This is a genomic window from Enterococcus gallinarum NBRC 100675, assembly GCF_001544275.1.
Classification (GTDB): Bacteria; Bacillota; Bacilli; order Lactobacillales; family Enterococcaceae; genus Enterococcus_D; species Enterococcus_D gallinarum.
Map to the genome: position 1 here is coordinate 24,818 of NZ_BCQE01000027.1, position 16,960 is coordinate 41,777.

16 protein-coding genes are annotated in these 16,960 nt (G+C 31.2%); 8 read left to right on the forward strand and 8 right to left on the reverse strand.

Annotated features, from left to right (window positions below):
* Positions 1 to 1,445: 1,445 nt before the first annotated feature.
* The 7 genes from EG2_RS14080 to EG2_RS14110 form a co-directional block, all read right to left on the reverse strand.
* Positions 1,446 to 1,679, reverse strand: a complete 234-nt coding sequence (locus EG2_RS14080) for a hypothetical protein (RefSeq protein ID WP_010817850.1) — start codon at positions 1,677 to 1,679, stop codon at positions 1,446 to 1,448.
* A 476-nt stretch (positions 1,680 to 2,155) separates the two neighbouring features.
* Positions 2,156 to 2,386, reverse strand: a complete 231-nt coding sequence (locus EG2_RS14090; RefSeq protein ID WP_010817848.1) for a Blp family class II bacteriocin — start codon at positions 2,384 to 2,386, stop codon at positions 2,156 to 2,158.
* Positions 2,387 to 3,038: 652 nt separating this feature from the next.
* Positions 3,039 to 3,788 carry a response regulator transcription factor gene (locus EG2_RS14095; protein ID WP_010817846.1) on the reverse strand — a complete coding sequence of 250 codons (750 nt, stop codon included), beginning with the start codon at positions 3,786 to 3,788 and terminating at the stop codon, positions 3,039 to 3,041.
* Positions 3,788 to 5,101: a GHKL domain-containing protein gene (locus EG2_RS14100; protein ID WP_010817845.1), complete on the reverse strand. Its 1,314-nt coding sequence runs from the start codon at positions 5,099 to 5,101 to the stop codon at positions 3,788 to 3,790. Before EG2_RS14100 ends, EG2_RS14095 begins: the two co-directional genes overlap by 1 nt.
* Complete coding sequence (locus tag EG2_RS18905) at positions 5,101 to 5,262, reverse strand: hypothetical protein (protein ID WP_010817844.1); 162 nt, start codon at positions 5,260 to 5,262, stop codon at positions 5,101 to 5,103. Before EG2_RS18905 ends, EG2_RS14100 begins: the two co-directional genes overlap by 1 nt.
* Before the next feature lie 53 nt (positions 5,263 to 5,315).
* Positions 5,316 to 7,469 (reverse strand): peptide cleavage/export ABC transporter, encoded by a 2,154-nt coding sequence (locus EG2_RS14105; protein WP_010817843.1) that lies wholly within the window; start codon positions 7,467 to 7,469, stop codon positions 5,316 to 5,318.
* 375 nt (positions 7,470 to 7,844) lie between these two features.
* The gene (locus tag EG2_RS14110) at positions 7,845 to 8,627 is read right to left on the reverse strand and encodes a helix-turn-helix transcriptional regulator (protein WP_010817842.1); all 783 of its coding nucleotides are present in this window, start codon (positions 8,625 to 8,627) and stop codon (positions 7,845 to 7,847) included.
* A 354-nt stretch (positions 8,628 to 8,981) separates the two neighbouring features.
* On the opposite strand from EG2_RS14110, the gene EG2_RS19745 reads away from it, so the two are divergent.
* From EG2_RS19745 to EG2_RS14150, 8 genes are all read left to right on the forward strand, one after another.
* Complete coding sequence (locus EG2_RS19745; protein ID WP_249024300.1) at positions 8,982 to 9,884, forward strand: helix-turn-helix domain-containing protein; 903 nt, start codon at positions 8,982 to 8,984, stop codon at positions 9,882 to 9,884.
* Complete coding sequence (locus EG2_RS14120; RefSeq protein ID WP_060815141.1) at positions 9,841 to 10,368, forward strand: hypothetical protein; 528 nt, start codon at positions 9,841 to 9,843, stop codon at positions 10,366 to 10,368. The genes EG2_RS19745 and EG2_RS14120 overlap by 44 nt, the downstream gene beginning before the upstream one ends.
* A gap of 270 nt (positions 10,369 to 10,638) precedes the next feature.
* Positions 10,639 to 10,956 (forward strand): hypothetical protein, encoded by a 318-nt coding sequence (locus tag EG2_RS14125; protein WP_010817840.1) that lies wholly within the window; start codon positions 10,639 to 10,641, stop codon positions 10,954 to 10,956.
* Positions 10,956 to 12,026, forward strand: coding sequence for a P-loop NTPase family protein (locus EG2_RS14130; RefSeq protein ID WP_010817839.1), 1,071 nt, complete (start codon positions 10,956 to 10,958; stop codon positions 12,024 to 12,026). The genes EG2_RS14125 and EG2_RS14130 overlap by 1 nt, the downstream gene beginning before the upstream one ends.
* A complete protein-coding gene (locus EG2_RS14135) occupies positions 12,027 to 12,659 on the forward strand; it encodes a hypothetical protein (protein ID WP_010817838.1) in 633 nt (210 codons plus the stop codon).
* A gap of 273 nt (positions 12,660 to 12,932) precedes the next feature.
* On the forward strand, positions 12,933 to 14,138 hold the full coding sequence (locus EG2_RS14140) for a Rep family protein (protein ID WP_010817837.1): 1,206 nt from the start codon (positions 12,933 to 12,935) through the stop codon (positions 14,136 to 14,138).
* Positions 14,131 to 14,352, forward strand: coding sequence for a DUF3173 domain-containing protein (locus tag EG2_RS14145; RefSeq protein ID WP_029676951.1), 222 nt, complete (start codon positions 14,131 to 14,133; stop codon positions 14,350 to 14,352). Before EG2_RS14140 ends, EG2_RS14145 begins: the two co-directional genes overlap by 8 nt.
* Positions 14,345 to 15,547 (forward strand): tyrosine-type recombinase/integrase, encoded by a 1,203-nt coding sequence (locus EG2_RS14150; RefSeq protein ID WP_010817835.1) that lies wholly within the window; start codon positions 14,345 to 14,347, stop codon positions 15,545 to 15,547. The genes EG2_RS14145 and EG2_RS14150 overlap by 8 nt, the downstream gene beginning before the upstream one ends.
* Before the next feature lie 512 nt (positions 15,548 to 16,059).
* On the opposite strand, the gene EG2_RS14155 is transcribed toward EG2_RS14150, so the two are convergent.
* Positions 16,060 to 16,929, reverse strand: coding sequence for an ROK family protein (locus EG2_RS14155; protein WP_010729372.1), 870 nt, complete (start codon positions 16,927 to 16,929; stop codon positions 16,060 to 16,062).
* Positions 16,930 to 16,960: the final 31 nt, after the last annotated feature.

The following is a 16,960-nucleotide window of genomic DNA, read 5'->3' on the forward strand; positions in this document are numbered from 1 at the left end:
TATTTTATCGCATTTCTTGAAATTAAAAATGGATAAAAACTACTAAAAACAACATAGTTCCCTGCCAAACTTCCTGCCAAGATTTTTTCTTTGTAGGGGGTTTTCATATAGATCAAAAAATAATACAATAGATTTTAAAACTGTATATTTGTCAATGGCGGAATAAATAAAAATTTTATCGCCGCCATTGACATAATTAAGTAGGAAACACGATATTTACAAATGTCTGTTAATATAACTGATAATAACTATTGAGATTGACGAATAAATTAAGATGCTGAATTACTCAAAACAATCTAACCAAACAAGATACTCTATTAGAGACATTCATAGCTCGCTTACAAGCATAAAAATATTCAAATTATAATAAGACGGAAACTGAAATTAAAGTGTTGAATTCTGATAAATTCAGAATTTATAACAAAAAAACTATGTCATTCTCACAACATAAAACCACTTCCTCGAAATGAGAAAACGGTTTCCAAAATAGCAATTGATTAGCACTTAATACCAAATAAAATCTTCATCCTATATTATTTTCGTATGCGAACAAATTCACAACAATTTCAAATGATTAATACTTTGAGAATTTCTTCGATGAAAATAATCTACAGATAATACTCCTAAATCTTTATACATCAATATTCATATACGTAAAATAAAGAGTTAAAAAGAATTGTAGTTCTTTTTAACTCTTTAAATGTGGCCATTTATGTTCCCTATATCTTAATTTCTAATATTTTCGTCCACCAATAAGGTAATAATACTCACTACAAACGAAAATAAAAGTATATATTTTTGTTCCCAAGGGTACCCCGTCCAATTACTGAATAAATATATTATGCCGACTACTGAAAAAAAATTCAAAAGAAAATCTTTTCCTTCGGAATACATCTGCTTTATTTTCAATTTATTCATATTAGCCTCCATAATAAATTTACAATCGATTACGCTATATAAGCATCACTATTCTTGCTCAAAAAATAAAATAAGTTAGAAAAAATTTAATTACATCCCCAAAAAGAAGAAAAAAGCAATGAACGAAACAAATATTAGATTGTCTCGCTGTTACTTCGACAAATTATGCGAGTTTCTTTTAAAAAAACAGGTTAATCAAAAATATAAGAATCAATTTATCACAAGATATGGTACCAGACAACCTAAAATAATTTATCCTAAACAATAGAAAGTATAACTATATTATAGCTAATTATCATACCTTTAATATTGATTTAACATCTAGCCAAACCGTTACCGAATCTCTTTCTGAAAAGAATGAAATTTCCCTTGCAAATAATTATTGCTTATTTACTCCATATTACTTAAGCAATCTATCGACTAGAACTATATTTAAGTTTCTTGTAAATACTTTCAATATCAAAATGTCTCCCGTAACTATAGCTAATTATAGCAACCAATTTATTTTTTACTGAAAGCTGATAAATTTAAGCTCCGTTCTTATTAAAGCAACCATTTTTAGCCATATAACTAATTTCTGATCCTAAAGCACCTATTAATGCGCCCGGACCAGTCTTCCAATGTTTAGCTGCTCCTGAAAGAGCTGCTCCATAAGCCCCAACGATACAAGTATTTAAATAACTATCTTTAGTCCATTTTCCACCTCCAATAACTACTCCTAATTCATTTAAGTTTAATGTTTTAAAATCATTGATTTTCATTATAATCACCTTTCCTTAACTTCATTAATATTTTTAAATATACTTTATCTATTTATAAACCAATCACTAGTTTTAATTCCTTTATATATCTTATACTTATATCTTTTTGTTATTTGATATCTATTTAAAGTATAAAAAGATTATTTCCTAATTGTTGGAAAGAAAAAAATTCTGACCAAATATATTCTTCTGTTTTATTGAATGAAACAGAAGAATATATTTTTATCATTAAATCATTATTAAAAGGGATATTAGCAGATTTCTTAATATTTATCTCTATTAAAAATTACATACTTCATATTTTCAATTAAAATAACAATAAATATAAAGAATCCTAAAGAGTTTAAAACAAGAAGTAATAAACTTAATTCTTTAAAAAAATTGCATATTGAAACTATAAGAAATCCTATTGTAATAATAAAAGATACTATCCTTTTCTTCATCTAATCATTCCTTTTAATAAATATATTTTTTAATTAACAGAATGTGGCTGCACCTGTAGCCGCTCCTCCCCAGAATCCTGCTGCACTTCCAGATACCGTCCCAATAATTGGTAATGTAACTGTACCAACTGCTGCTCCTGCAACTCCTCCTGTTAGAGCACCTCCTACTGTTCCTAATCCACATTTAAGCCATCCACCACCTTCAACTCTTAAAAGAGTCTCTTTATCTAAAACTTCAAATTTATCAATCACTTGTGTATTCATATTTTTCTCCTTTTAATCAATAATATTTTTATAATTTTATTCCTTAATTTAACAACAATTTCTTTAATGTCAACTATATAAGTATGGAAATGTAAAACTTGTACGAGTTACATATCTCCATTTTTAGAAAACTAGAAATAATACGGTTGTTAACATAGATATTATTTAAGGCGGTATTGAAAAATAAATCATCTTTTATCATCTCCTTCAATCATTTCTTGTTCATAGTCTAGCATTTTATAAACGTAATGGAGCATGTGTGCCTAAAATGTATCGTTTTTGTGCCTGAAATGTCTTTTTTATTGATCAATAGAGAAAAAGAGAACTAACCCTATTTGAGTTATTCCTCTTTTTATTTTCAGTATTTTTAATAAGACTTTGATTATTAACTTATTGAGTATAGTTAATAGCTCATAAAATATATTAGTAACCTTTATTTTTTGAACGCCATAATAAATAAATATTTATAGAAAGTATAAAAATTAAAAATATAGCTTTAAATAATAAATTATTACCATCCCAAATTTTTGAAATCATAAAAAATAATCCTATATTTGTAATAGCTATGAACCAATCACTCCCTCGTATCCCTTTACACATCCTACACTACACTCCTTTTCATTGTTTGGTAACTGTTTAAAGTATAAAAATGTTATTCCTCTTTTTCTTTTAGTTTTTCTATTAGTGCTTTGATTCTCAATCTGGAAATAGAACAGCTTGTTCCTTCATAAAATAATACCTCACGCTCACGTGAATTTACTTCAATTACATTGTCAATATTTATAATTGTTGATCGATCTACTTGTTGAAAACAGTGATTTATATCTAACTTTAAAATATCTGCTATAGTTCCATAAAACTCTTTTCTAAAATTAACGCCAAAAAGAATTAATTTATGGGAAGTAGGGGCTGTTTGAATGAATAAAATATCCGAAAAGGGGATATGAATACCTGTTCTTCCTTGATAAGAATAACTTAAAATTTCTTCTACTTTTTGTCTTTGATTTTTAGACAATACGTACTTTAGACACTCTTTGACACGTTCTCTAAAAATAGATTCACTATTATCCTTTGTTATAAAATCTAAAGCTGATACATGATTTCTAAAAACTAAAGGCATTGCCTCAGATAATGTTGTAATAAACACAATTGTTCCATAGGGATTATAGCTTCTGATATGTTTGGCTAATTCAAATCCCTTATTTTTATTATTATCAATTTCTAAGTCAAGAAAATACAAATCATATACCGTTTTTTCAGATAATTGTGCTTGATATTCTTCTATACTCGCCGAACTGACTATATTTATTTTTATATGCATTTCTTTTGAAAGATCATACAATATGCTTTCTAATCGCATAAGATGATGAAGATTATCTTCTACTATCGCAATATTGATCATTAATAAGTACCTCGCTTTCTAAAAATTAATTTTTGAGTAAAAGATTCTTCTTCAATAATCGTTTCAATATCAACATTTTCTAATTTGTAAATCAAATCCAACAAAGAAGATAGTCCAATTCCTCTATTTTTTCCCTTTGTAGAATATCCTTTTTCCCAAATTTTTCGCTTATCAATCACGACAGATTCTCTTGTATTCTGAATTAAAACAGAAGTTGTAGTAGTATCATGAATAATTGCGACTGTAATTTGTGGATACAGTGCTTTTTCTGTTCCTTCTAATGCATTATCCAATAAAATACTTAATAAACGAACTGTATCCAACATAGGCACTTCTACAATAGGAATATTGTTCGATACTTCTAAATAAAAAGGAATTTTTTGAGCTTTTGCTTGAAGCATTTTTTGTGTCAATACATTTCTAAAGGCAATATCTTCTATTTGCTTTAAATTAAAAGCTGTATAATCTGCTTTTATCAAACGTTGATTCATTTTAAGGCACACATGCTGATAGATATGCTTAATTTCATTAACATTTTGTTTTTCTATTGCTGGTTCTAAGCAGGCGATAATACCACCAAAATCATGCCTAAATCCTCGTATTTCTTCATAAAGTGAACCTAACTCTATAACCAATTCGTTTAAATCTCGATTCTCTTGTTCTTTTTTCTTAATATTTTCTCGATGGAAGTAGCTTAGTTGTTTTTCACGAAGATATAAAACAGTTAATAGATAACTAATAAAAATAAACAAAGATACCGTTGTATCAAATTCATAAATAAATGGATTTTTGATTTTCGTTAATACCGAAGATGTAATCCTCAAAACACTTAAAATCAAAAATATCCATAAAGTATAATTAATAGATACCGAAAAACATTTAGATTCTAGTAGTTCTTTATCTAGTCTTATATATTTAAAGATTAATGTAGCTATCAATAAACAGAATACTGTTAATAGTAAATCTAATCCTTCTGAAAAAAAGATCGGCATATCCCTGGTTGAAATCACACGATAAAATACACTCGCAAAAAAGAACCGAATGGATTCATAAGCTAAGAATAAATATAAAGAGTAAAACAAGGCTATTATTTTATCTTTTTTTAGGCGAATGATGAAAATCATGTAATAAAAAATAATTATTCCAATTCCACTAAACGCCATGTTAATTCTTGTAACAATCAAATGCCATAAAAATAAATATAGCCAATTTCTCTTTTGAAGAAATATTGCATCAATTTGACTACCTATGATAATTCTAGGCAAAGTAACCCCTACAAGAGCAAAAATAAGTCCAAATAAATCACCAACCATCACTTTCTCATATCCTTATTATTGCACATTCCTATCCAGTTACACAATTTCTCAAATATAGAAGGGGAACGAGAACCTCCTCCGATAATGTCTCCTAACTGTTCATTAGATAATGATTTGTATTTTTTAATATTTTTTGTACTCTTATTTTTTGTTTTCATAATTGTTCTCCTCGATTTTTTAGAAATACAAAATACAATATAAAAATTTAAGATTAACTATTTATTAAATGAGTATAGAAAGCTCCTTTTTTTAGCAGTGTTTCATGCGGACCATCTTCAATGAGTTGTCCTTTATCTAACACAATGATACGATCTGCTCGTTCCGCAATTGTTAAACGGTGAGCAATAAATATAATTGTTTTATCTAATGCTAATAGATTGTCAATTATTTTTTTCTCGGTTAATACATCTAAACTACTTGTTGCTTCATCTAAAATTAATATGGGTGATTTTGTAAGCAATGCTCTGGCTAAAGCAATTCTTTGTTTTTGTCCACCAGATAATTCTGTACCGTCAGAGGTTAATTCTGTCTGTAATTGCATAGGCAATCGAGAGATATCTGTATTCAATTCAACAAAATTTAATACTTCTATAATATCATTTTGCGTTGTATCTTTTGGTGCACCTAATAGTAAATTTTCTAAAATGGTTCCATTAAATATATACGGCTGTTGAGGAAGATAAGTAATCAAATGTCGTAAGCTTTTCTTATCTATTTTCTTTAAGTTTATATGATCTAATGTTATTTCTCCATGAGTAGGTTCATAAAAATTTACTAATAGCTTTGCCAAAGTGGTTTTACCAGACCCCGATATACCAACAAAAGCTACTTTACTTCCTTTTTGAATCGTAAAATCAATTTTACTTAAAACCTCTGCACCATATCCATATCGAAAACTAACCTCTGTAAATGTAATTGTCTCTTTCCACTCTTTGAAATCAATCATCGGCTGTTGGGATAAAAACTCTGATTTAATTTGATAAACTTCATTTAATCGTGCATTTGCCACATGTGCTTTTTGTAGTTTTGTTTGTAAATTCACAATATTCTCTAAGGGATTTGTAAAATATACTAACATGGTATTGAATGTAATCAATTGTCCTAAAGTCATTTGATTACTCATAACAAGTTTTGATCCTGTCCATAAAACAAATACATTCAATAATAAATGCAGTAAAGTTTTTATTGCTTTCTGTATGTTTTCACTTCGATAGTAAGTGAATGATTTCTTTAAATGCACGGTAAATTCTTTATCTATTTTTTGATAGCTTGTATCTTCACTTGATAATGCTTTAAGAGTTTCTATTCCATTTATATCTTCAATAATAGAAGAAGATAATTTTGCATTAGTTTCCATGACCTCTTGATTCATTCTTTCAAATGGCTTCATGAATAGAAAGACAATTAAAGTATAAATCGGCAGTGATAGAATACTAATCAAAAATAATAGAGGATGTTGTAAACATAAAATAACTGCTACAATTATAGCAACAGAAACATCTAAAAAGACAGATAATACTGTACTCGCTAAAGCCTCTATGATTGCATTTGCGTCTGTAAATCTAGAAACAATTTCTCCAGTTCTTCGTGTTGAAAAAAAAGAGAGTGGTAAATATAAAACATGCTTGATATAAGACAAAATAATTTCAATAGATAGGCGTTGTCCTAATATCATTAACAATTGTGACTGAACATATGACACTAACTGTTGTATCGTATAACCAATGATTAATCCTATAGAAATAATTCCTAATACATGAAACATTTGATTTGGAATATAATTATCAATAATAGCTTGTAAGTAATAAGAACCACTAATATTGATAAAAGTTATAAATAAAGTAGCCCCAATAATCTGACTAATCAGTAGTTTTTGTTTCTTCAAAACAGGTACAAAAGACCATAAGCCAACTTTCTTTTCATTATATGGCTTATAACAATTAGACGGTGTAAAAAATAATGTAACGCCTGTCCATTCTTTCTCAAACTGTTTACGAGACATTTTCGTTATTCTTACAGAAGAATCTGGATCAGCAATATGAATATTCTTTTTATCACAGCCTATTACCGTATAATAATGTAAAAGTGTTTCATTCTTTATTACATGTGCAATAAAAGGAAATGATAGATTTTCTACATCAAATAGCGACATATCTGCTTGAATAGCTTGTGTATTAAAATGTAGGGCTTCCGCTACTTTAACAAGTCCTAATGCAGTAGTTCCGTCTTGTGTTGTTTTTGCCATTTCTCTTAATGTTGCCAAAGAATAATACGAACCATAATATTCAAGTATCATTGCGAGAGTAGCCACACCACAGTCTTTCATATCTACTTGCGACCGATAATGACATTTCTTAAATCTCATAAAACCTCCTAATTTTATTTCTATAGTAAATTGATACTGATTATTTGTATGTCGATACTATAGCAAATTTAAAAGTTTCAATGAGTATGTGTGCTTGAAATGTCTATTTTTGTGCCTGAAATGTATTTGGTATATAATTAGAACTTACTTTTTACAAGCAACTAAGACTATACGCTTATATGTACTAAATTTATATAGCTATCAATTACGAAATAAATGACGAATTGTCATATTTTCAACAAAACATTATCAAAAGTATACTAAAAAAGTAGAAGATGATAACTAAATCATCTTCTACTTTTTTTTATTATATAATTGTGATATCCAGTTAGAGGGATTACTCTTCCTTAGTTTTTCTATATTTTGTTCATCTTTTTATTCAAAATTTTTCCTTTTAAAAAAAGATATTATTGTTGGCAGCATAATACATTCCTTAGATCCCTTAATAAAGCTACTACTTAAATCCAAAAATATCTCCTCTCCTACTTTGGTCGTTATTTTTAAAATAAAATTTTCTCTGAATATATGTGTTACTCTTGGGGATGCCCAACTTATAGTAACTAATTCACTAGGATTAAATTTGTATGGAATAAATTTAATTTCCATTAGAGAAATATTTTTGTAATAAACACAATTTAAATGTTTCTTTCTTCCTATTACCTTTAACGGTAATAATAACTCATCCAAAAAACCACTTTTTCCTTTTTTAGCTTCATCTACATAAGTAATACCTTCCTTAGTTATAGTCCAATATTGATAATATTGTTTATAGTCAAAAACACTAGTACAACTAGAAAGAGCATAAAGAAACCCTCCTGATAGAACGAACAGAATTATCTTTTCAATAAAATTTCTTCCCATCATAGTGAATAAAATCATTCCTAGTAATATCACACCAACCAATAAAAATACTGGAACTCTACTTTGTGGTTTTCCAAAATGAAACGGGAAATTTAAATACGGTTCCCCTGTTATTAGCTCATCTAAAGATATATTTAATAAACCACTTAGCATAATTAAATTATCTATACTTGGTAGTGTTTCTCCATTTTCCCACTTAGAAATAGACTGTCGAGAAATTCCTAATTCTTTTCCTAAATCTTCTTGAGTAAAATTGTTTTCCTTTCTAAATTTTATAATGTTATTTGCTAATGTCATTTTATACACGTCCTTTCTACAAAATATTTTATGCAAAAACAAGCCCATTTTCACGCACTTATCACGTGCATTGACCAGTAATAGTGATTTTAAACAAAAATTCTACATTCATCAATTATATTTAGATACTGCTTTTCCGTAAAGATTTAAACTCATTTTCAACTAAAATTTCATTACATAATTAACCTGTCCACTTTCTACTATAAGCCAGAAAATATCGATTACATACATCTTCGTCCTATAAATTTATTTTTCCTAACCAATTCTAGTATATTCTATTAAAATTAAATACTAAATTATAATTAATATGCTAAGATAATTCTTGATGAATAAAAAAAATAGAGGTGATAATAAATGATAAATTTAGAAGAAACGTTAATTCCAAATATTTCAAAACGTTGTAAAGAACTACGTGAAAGTTACGGACTAAAGATGGAACAAATTTCCGACAAATCAGTAATTAGCCGGATTGAGAAAGGCACCTGCCCAAAAAGTGGGAATTTTATTACCCAAACCGTGCTCACTGATTATGTAAATATGTTTGATCTAAGCTCCGAAGAACTTATTTTTGGAGACTCAGAAGAATTAGAGAACACATTATACTGGCTATTTGATCAACTATTCTCTTTAATTCTTAAAAAAGATTTAGTAACTGATGCTAACTTATATAGAAATGTAGATAGAGTATCAGTTATCTCTCAAAAAGCCGTTCTATCTATGGCTGAAATGTTCGCGGAGTATAACTTTCAACGTTATAATTTTCTCAAGTCTGGTGAAGTAGCTATGGATACAATAAACAAAAAAATGGATACATATTTAAGTGTGGGAGGTATTTTTTTCAATCGAGAGAGAGATTTTAGAAGTACACCTATAAATGAAGATACAGTTATCGATTTTCTAGATATGGAGGAAAAACTATGGTTGATGTGTAAAGAGAAAATGATTCGCTCCTTTAAAACTAACGTGATATCTCCTCTTTTTGAAGATTTTACTTACTCAACCATTAACTCTGCCGTTAGTTTGTGGATTACTAAAAGTTTTTATGAGGATATTGTCCCAAGCGTTGTTGAAAAAATGAAAAGTAATAGTATTTTTAAACTAGGGTTATTATCAAAACAATTACTGCAAGATTTTATTATCGAAGATTTACCTGAATCCTTTCAAAAAACTGTTCCAATTAAGACAACAAGAAATGCGGGCGCACAGATTATTATTGGCCGTCGTTCAAGAAAAAACAAAAAAAAAATTATCAGATAATGAACTAAAAGAGCAAGCAAGGCTATTCGAAATAGCCATGGATATGATTGCAAATAATGAACGACCAGACACTGAGCTGTTAGCTGAATTTGAAAAATATGATATCCTTATTGAGGAAATACCACAAGAGGAATATATTAGGGAAGAAAACATTAATAGTGTTATCGGTCGAGCGACTTCTTCAAAGTATAACGGACGAACAAAGAATCACGGACCAATACTTGAAACAGGCTCTCCCATTTTTGAAGTACCAAATAATATCTCTGATAAAATAATAGATGATCTTTTTACACGGTGGTATGAAGATACCCATTTCAACAACCAAACTATTCCAGGATATTTTACCAATAATAGTCAAATCGGGAATACATTGCAGGAATATTTAAATAACAATATTCAAATTATAATCGAATCAATCATTCATACACAAAATAATCTATTACTATTTTTAAAAGAAGAAGATTTACTGGCCTTCGCAAAATAAGAAAGACAAAAGAAAGAGCTTTTCAGCTTTTTCTTTTTTTGTGCCTAATATCTAGTTGTTCATTTGGTTGTTAAACTGACTAAAAATTAACAACTAGGCTAACAACCATTTTTAGATTTATTCCGTTATTATGAAAGCATCAAGGAACAGCGCATAACTCTTTGATAAATCATTGGATAATCTGCAAGTTATCCACCACGAAAAGCAGAATTTGCAGGTTCGGACTTTTCACCTAAAAACAATACTAAAAAGATTAGGAGATTTACACTTATGAAAACAACCTTTACACAAATAAACGGTTATTCAGAAGCAACGGCACAAAAATTTATCAAATCAAATGTCCCAACACAATGTACCACATCATTTATTGAAACCCAATATGAATATGTGGACAGACAGCGTACAGATAATATCACAGGTTATAAGCTATGGTTTGTACAGGAGGGCTTAAATCCCTTTACGGTTAAATTTGAGAAAGAGCCAACCTTACCCCCGTTTTTATCCATTGTAGAATTTGACAACTTACAAGGAATCGAAATCAGAAACAACGTTTATTTCAAAGCTGACGGTTTCAAGGTTGTGAAATAATGGATGGAAAAGACCTTGAACGCTATTTAAACCAAGGTTTGAACATGGCGTTATCTATGAATGGAGAATCAACCTACACAAATTCTTTTTTCGTAGAGGTTCGGGCGAACGGATTTTTATTCGTTCCCCGCACTCCTGCGGGATATCTGATAGACAATGACTTGTATCATAAAATTTTTATTATTGCAAATGCAAGCCTATATCCTCGTTACACGCTATTGAAACAAAACTCGGCATATTTTCTACCTCTTAATACAGAGGATATCCACACACAACGAGCATTATTCTTTCCATGGTTCAAAGGGATTAGTGAACGCTTGATCATTCCGAATCTTTCAGATCATATCAAGCAATTGCCAAAAAATCAGATACCACTCATGAAAAATCTAGTCATTGATTATCGAAAAGTAACTAGTCTTTTGATTGCAGGCAATTCAGGAAGTGGAAAATCTTATTTCTTGACCTATCTTCTTGAATGTTTGCGTCCATTATCAAAGTTAATCATTATTGACCCAAAATTTGACAGTCCGTCACGATGGGCAAGAAGTCATGATATTTCTGTGATACACCCTGAAAATAATCGGTCAAAAAGTGATTTTGTTAGTCAAGTAAACGACGCATTAAATACTGTATTAAAAACAATTTATGAACGCCAGGAAGTATTATATCTTGATCCCTCACACCAATTTGAGCATGTCACAGTCGTGATTGATGAAGTATTGGCACTTTCTGAGGGTGTGAACAAACAAATCAAAGAATCCTTTATGTCCTTGCTTAGTTCAATTGCCTTATTAGGTCGGGCAACCCGCTGTCACCTTGTCTTAGTGTCACAACGATTTGATTTTAACGCCGTACCTGTCAGTGTACGGGAACAAGCAAATGTGTTAGTTCAAATTGGAAACATCAGTAGTAAAACAACCCAATTTTTATTTCCTGACTTGAATCCGGAGGGAATTGTCATTCCAATTGGAAAAGGAACGGGCTTGATACAAGTAATTGACAGTGAACACCCATATCAAGTTCTCCCCTTGCTCACACCAACATTTTATACAGAAAGAGGCATTTTATAAATGAACATGAAAAAATCATACTTTATGAGAATCTATAATCCTTTGTTATTTTTAGGCATGTTGTTTCTACTTGTATGTATCTTCACACTACTGCTTCTGTTTGCACAAGAACACTTCATAAGTAATCCAGATAACAGCGGAATAACAAATGCCAGGAATACACTTTTCGGACAATGTATAATTATTTCTACGTATATTGTGCGCATGCTTCCGTTTAGTGTCATAGGCTTATTACTTCCCGAATGTATTCGGCGACTAAAAAACGATTCACTAATAAATTTAGGCATTTCCTTTATTGGAACCTTGCGATTTAGAGGATTTTTAAAACAATCTGAGTCGACACTAACCGAAAATATCTCCCTTGTACAAGCCATATTGGAACACCCAAAAACAGCAGAAAACAAGACTATCTCACATTTTAATCGCGCTATTCATAAATCCGTGCTTGAACTCACCAACGAACAACTACGGTTATTTATCAAAGTACCCAAAGAAGCACAAGCGCAAAAAATCCTAAAAGAACATGAAGAACAAATTAAAGAACATGTGGCAAGTCTGTACCCAGCGTATCTCATCTCTACCTTTGAGAGAAAAAAATTCGGATTATGGTTGATTGGCACTAAACGAAGCTAATGATACCGACCCGTGGCGCTTTTGTTCTGAAAGAAAACAAAAAAGCGCCACAACAACTATTTTTTCAAATTCATTGCCATTTTTTACACAAACTCCTTATTTTACGCGGTGGTAGGGCTTGTTATACCACCGCAACCAATATTGCCAATTTTTCAAAAAAAGTGAGCACTACCAAGCAAAACAGCGATTTTTAGTAAAAATAAACTCTTGCCAAAATTTGACAAAAACAGCAATACATCAAGTGAAATTACGCGTGAAAGGAGATTGCCAAGCATGAGTACAACGAAAGCCGTAAATGTGATGTATGAGCAACAACTGCACCATTTACCACCAACAATCAAAAGAAGAACTTTAAATAGTATTATCAAACAATTAACAGAGTGTTTGAAACCTGAAAAAATTGCAGGCATCATTCATGATAAAGACGTCAATGACGAGGGTGTCCCCGTAGAAAAACATGTGCATGTGGTCTTACAGTTTCAACATGCACGAAGTTTAGAGAATCTCGCACGGTTGATCAAAGAACCTCAAGTCTCAGCGTTTCAAAAATGGCATGGAAATATAAATAATGCGTATTCTTACCTTGTCCACCGAACAACTGACGCACAAGAAAAATATCTCTACTCTTTAGAGGAAGTCAAAGCGAATTTCGATTATCCCGAATTAATGAAAAGTATTTCTAAAAAAATAAATAAATCAAACAAACAGAGAGATAACGAGATTATCAAGCAACTACTTGATCGCTTGGGTGCAGGAGAATTGACGCGCGAGGAAGTTATATCCAATCTAACAGGTTCACAGTTCGCCAAAGCAAAAAAGCACATTCAAGACGTTCATGAGCAAGTACAAGCAGATAAGGCGAAAATTTGGCTTGAAAAACGGAAAGAAAAAGGCGAACCAATCACAGTGATTTGGATATACGGACAATCAGAAACAGGGAAGTCACTTCTTGCTAAAAAATACGCTGCCAAAAAAGCGAAAAACTATTTTATTACTGGATCATCAAAAGACAGCTTTCAGTATTATCAAGGGGAACATATTGTTATTCTTGACGAACTACGCCCGAAAACATTTCCATATGACGATTTATTAAAAATGCTTGACCCGTTCGGGGAAAATCCAAAAGCACCGAGCCGATTCTTTGATAAATCATTAATGGTTGATGTATTTATCATAACATCGCCCTATAGCCCAAAACAATTTTATGATGAGATTTTTAAACGAAAAAAGACAATTGATTCATTTAAACAGCTTCAACGGAGAATTAGCTATGTTCAATTTATGAGTTCTGATTATTTTGAAATGCAGGAATACGATATTTATTCAGGAAGCTATATTTCTGTTCCACATAGTAGAAAGAAAAACACCTTAATTAATGGTACGAAACATCCTGCCACATTGGACAATAAAAAAATTCATCAAGAGTTTAGTGACTTTTTTCCTGATGACAAGGAAGGAAGTGAAACAAACCATGAATGAATTGCTCACACATAAAAATACCATTTCTAAATCAGATTTACTCCAATTAGGCTATTTACCCCATACTGCTTCAACAATTATTAGACAAGCAAAACAAATTATGGTAAAAAGAGGATATCCATTTTATAATAATAAACGTTTGGGGCACGTACCAAGAAATGTTGTAGAAGAAATTCTAGGCTTATCTCTTGAAGGAGAGAAAACACATGCCTAAAACACGCTACACTGGCGTTTATATCGATAACAACGGAAAGTTTTTCTATCAAGCAGAACTAGGAATTGATAAAGTAACAGGAAAAAGAATTCAGAAAAAGGGAAGAAAAGATCAAAATGGATGCCCTTTTTCCTCTGCTCGTGAAGCCTATAAGGAATTGACACGAATAAAAAATGAATACCTTCTATTGAATGGCTATTCCAATTACGATTTAACTTATAATCAATTCATGGAACACACGTACATCCCTTACTACAAATCAAGTGTGGAAAGGAGCACATGGACTTCAAGAAAATCAGGACTGACAAGTTTAGGCAATCGTTTTGGCGAGAAGAAACTTCGTGATATTACAATTGAAGATTGTGAACAATATCGAATCTGGTTGTTAAATGAGAGTGGCTATTCACAAGCCTATTCCTCTTTATTGTATGGCATGTTCAGAAAAACATTAGATTACGCTGTAAACATGCAATACCTAGATAGAAATATTTCCAAACGAACAAAAGCAATACCTAAAGGGAAGTCAGCCGTCAGTTATTGGACAAAAGAAGATTTTCAAACTGTTCTTTCTTTTATCTACAAAGAAAATTTTTATGAACATATGTGTTTTATCATGATTTGGCTGTACTATATGACGGGGATTCGAGTGAGTGAAGGATTAGCACTAAATTGGAATGATGTGGACTTAAAACGCAAGAAAATGCGTATTCATTACACTTTAGACATGATTAATCAGAAAAAGTTTGTTCGTAAACCTTATACAAAAACAGAAAACGGTATGCGTATTATTTCTTTAGATGATGATACCGTAGAAATTTTGCGAGAGTGGAAAAAAAGACAACAGCAACATGGTATTGAAAGTTTTATTCTTAGCTATACAGACTTACCGCTTTATCGTTCTACCGTTCAGCGAATTATTGAGCGATACGCAAAACTTGCGAAAGTACCCATCATACAAGGAAAAGGATTGCGCCATTCACATGTCAGTTATCTGATTAATGAATTTAACGCTGATATTTTAGTTATTTCAAGACGATTAGGACATTCCAGCCCTGAAATAACTTTAAAACACTATGCACACCTTTGGAGTCGTAATGACGAAACCATAGCGGAACAAATGTCAGGTAATGTTCAATTTACATTTGCAAAAGAATCAAGCATAGCATTTAATGGAAATCAAGCAGTTACAAATTAACCCCTGCCAAAATCCTGCCAGCACATAATAGACAGTCTATAAACCTTGCTATATAAGCGTTTAAAGACTACTTATTACGTGGAGTGGGAATAAAGAGCCAACATAATATGGATGAGGAATACCTATAAATCAACATTATTCAATTACTAAAGTTCCTGATTTTCGTAAAAAATAAGATGGTTTCCTACCATTTTCCCTACCAAAGCCCTTGTTAGATTAACTACTAACAAGGGCTTTGCTTTTATTCACTACCTTTATTTTCCTGTTGAATTAGCTTTTTATCTAATCAGATTTTTAGTACTATAAATATATATATCAGATTTTTCGATTTAAAAGATCTGGTAAAAAGAACTTTCTTGTACTCAATATCATTTCGTAATTATATTAATTTGAAACAGAATAAAAGTCTCTACTCAGATTCTCAAGAAAGAAGAATGAATTGAGACTATTTAAGTTTCAGAATACCCTTTTAAACTTCCGGTATGTTATGAATAGTTCTAATAAATACTATTCTAATGATTGAGTTTCTTTATTGCTAAAGCTAGGCAGCCAATCAAGCCCGCATTGTCAGCAAGCCTTGGAGTTAGTAGATATTCTTCGAGAGTAGGCGTATCCACGTAGGAACCCATTTTTTCTTTAAACGATTGGCGAATCAACTCGAGTAGTTGCGGCTGTTTCATTACACCCCCGCCTAAAATTATTACTTCCGGTGCATATAGTAACGTTGTGTTATACACACACTGAGCAAGATAATCTGCCTCAATCGTCCAATAAGGATGATCAAATGAGATAGTCTGGGCTTTTCTTCCAAAGCGTTTTTCAATCGCAGGTCCTGATGCTAACCCTTCCAAACAATCATGATGAAAAGGACAGATTCCTTCAAATTGATCTTCATTATGACGTTGTAAGAGCATATGTCCCATTTCAGGATGACTAAAACCTGCGACTATTTTCCCATCCACTACAGCACCACCACCAACACCTGTACCAACGGTGTAATACAGAACACTATTTTTACCTTTTCCATACCCTGCCATATATTCTCCATAACAAGCAGCATTTACATCGGTAGTCCAATAGATGGGAACCGACAAGGCGTTTTCCAAAGCTCCTACAAAATGATAATTTTGCCAAGCTAACTTCGGTGTGTTGGTGATATATCCGTAAGTTCTTGATTCGATTTGAATATCAATAGGCCCAAATGCTCCTACACCAATTGATGCGATATTCCCTTTGTACTTATCAAAGAAATCAAACACTTGCTCCATCGTTTCTTCTGGTGTTGTGGTAGGAAAACTTTTCCGTTCTATCACTTGTAATTGTTCATTACCAATCCCACAGACAAACTTTGTTCCACCGGCTTCTATTCCACCATATAACATTTTATCTACACCTTTCATTCACTCATTTTCA

Excerpts from the sequence above, each read along its gene's own strand:
- EG2_RS14130 (WP_010817839.1), top strand. The coding sequence starts at position 10,956 with ATGGATGGAAAAGACCTTGAACGCTATTTAAACCAAGGTTTGAACATG.
- EG2_RS14095 (WP_010817846.1), bottom strand. The coding sequence starts at position 3,788 with ATGATCAATATTGCGATAGTAGAAGATAATCTTCATCATCTTATGCGA.
- EG2_RS14125 (WP_010817840.1), top strand. The coding sequence starts at position 10,639 with ATGAAAACAACCTTTACACAAATAAACGGTTATTCAGAAGCAACGGCA.
- EG2_RS14100 (WP_010817845.1), bottom strand. The coding sequence starts at position 5,101 with ATGGTTGGTGATTTATTTGGACTTATTTTTGCTCTTGTAGGGGTTACT.
- EG2_RS14105 (WP_010817843.1), bottom strand. The coding sequence starts at position 7,469 with ATGAGATTTAAGAAATGTCATTATCGGTCGCAAGTAGATATGAAAGAC.
- EG2_RS14110 (WP_010817842.1), bottom strand. The coding sequence starts at position 8,627 with ATGACATTAGCAAATAACATTATAAAATTTAGAAAGGAAAACAATTTT.
- EG2_RS14145 (WP_029676951.1), top strand. The coding sequence starts at position 14,131 with ATGAATGAATTGCTCACACATAAAAATACCATTTCTAAATCAGATTTA.
- EG2_RS14155 (WP_010729372.1), bottom strand. The coding sequence starts at position 16,929 with ATGTTATATGGTGGAATAGAAGCCGGTGGAACAAAGTTTGTCTGTGGG.
- EG2_RS18905 (WP_010817844.1), bottom strand. The coding sequence starts at position 5,262 with ATGAAAACAAAAAATAAGAGTACAAAAAATATTAAAAAATACAAATCA.
- EG2_RS14080 (WP_010817850.1), bottom strand. The coding sequence starts at position 1,679 with ATGAAAATCAATGATTTTAAAACATTAAACTTAAATGAATTAGGAGTA.
- EG2_RS14150 (WP_010817835.1), top strand. The coding sequence starts at position 14,345 with ATGCCTAAAACACGCTACACTGGCGTTTATATCGATAACAACGGAAAG.
- EG2_RS14090 (WP_010817848.1), bottom strand. The coding sequence starts at position 2,386 with ATGAATACACAAGTGATTGATAAATTTGAAGTTTTAGATAAAGAGACT.
- EG2_RS19745 (WP_249024300.1), top strand. The coding sequence starts at position 8,982 with ATGATAAATTTAGAAGAAACGTTAATTCCAAATATTTCAAAACGTTGT.
- EG2_RS14135 (WP_010817838.1), top strand. The coding sequence starts at position 12,027 with ATGAACATGAAAAAATCATACTTTATGAGAATCTATAATCCTTTGTTA.
- EG2_RS14140 (WP_010817837.1), top strand. The coding sequence starts at position 12,933 with ATGAGTACAACGAAAGCCGTAAATGTGATGTATGAGCAACAACTGCAC.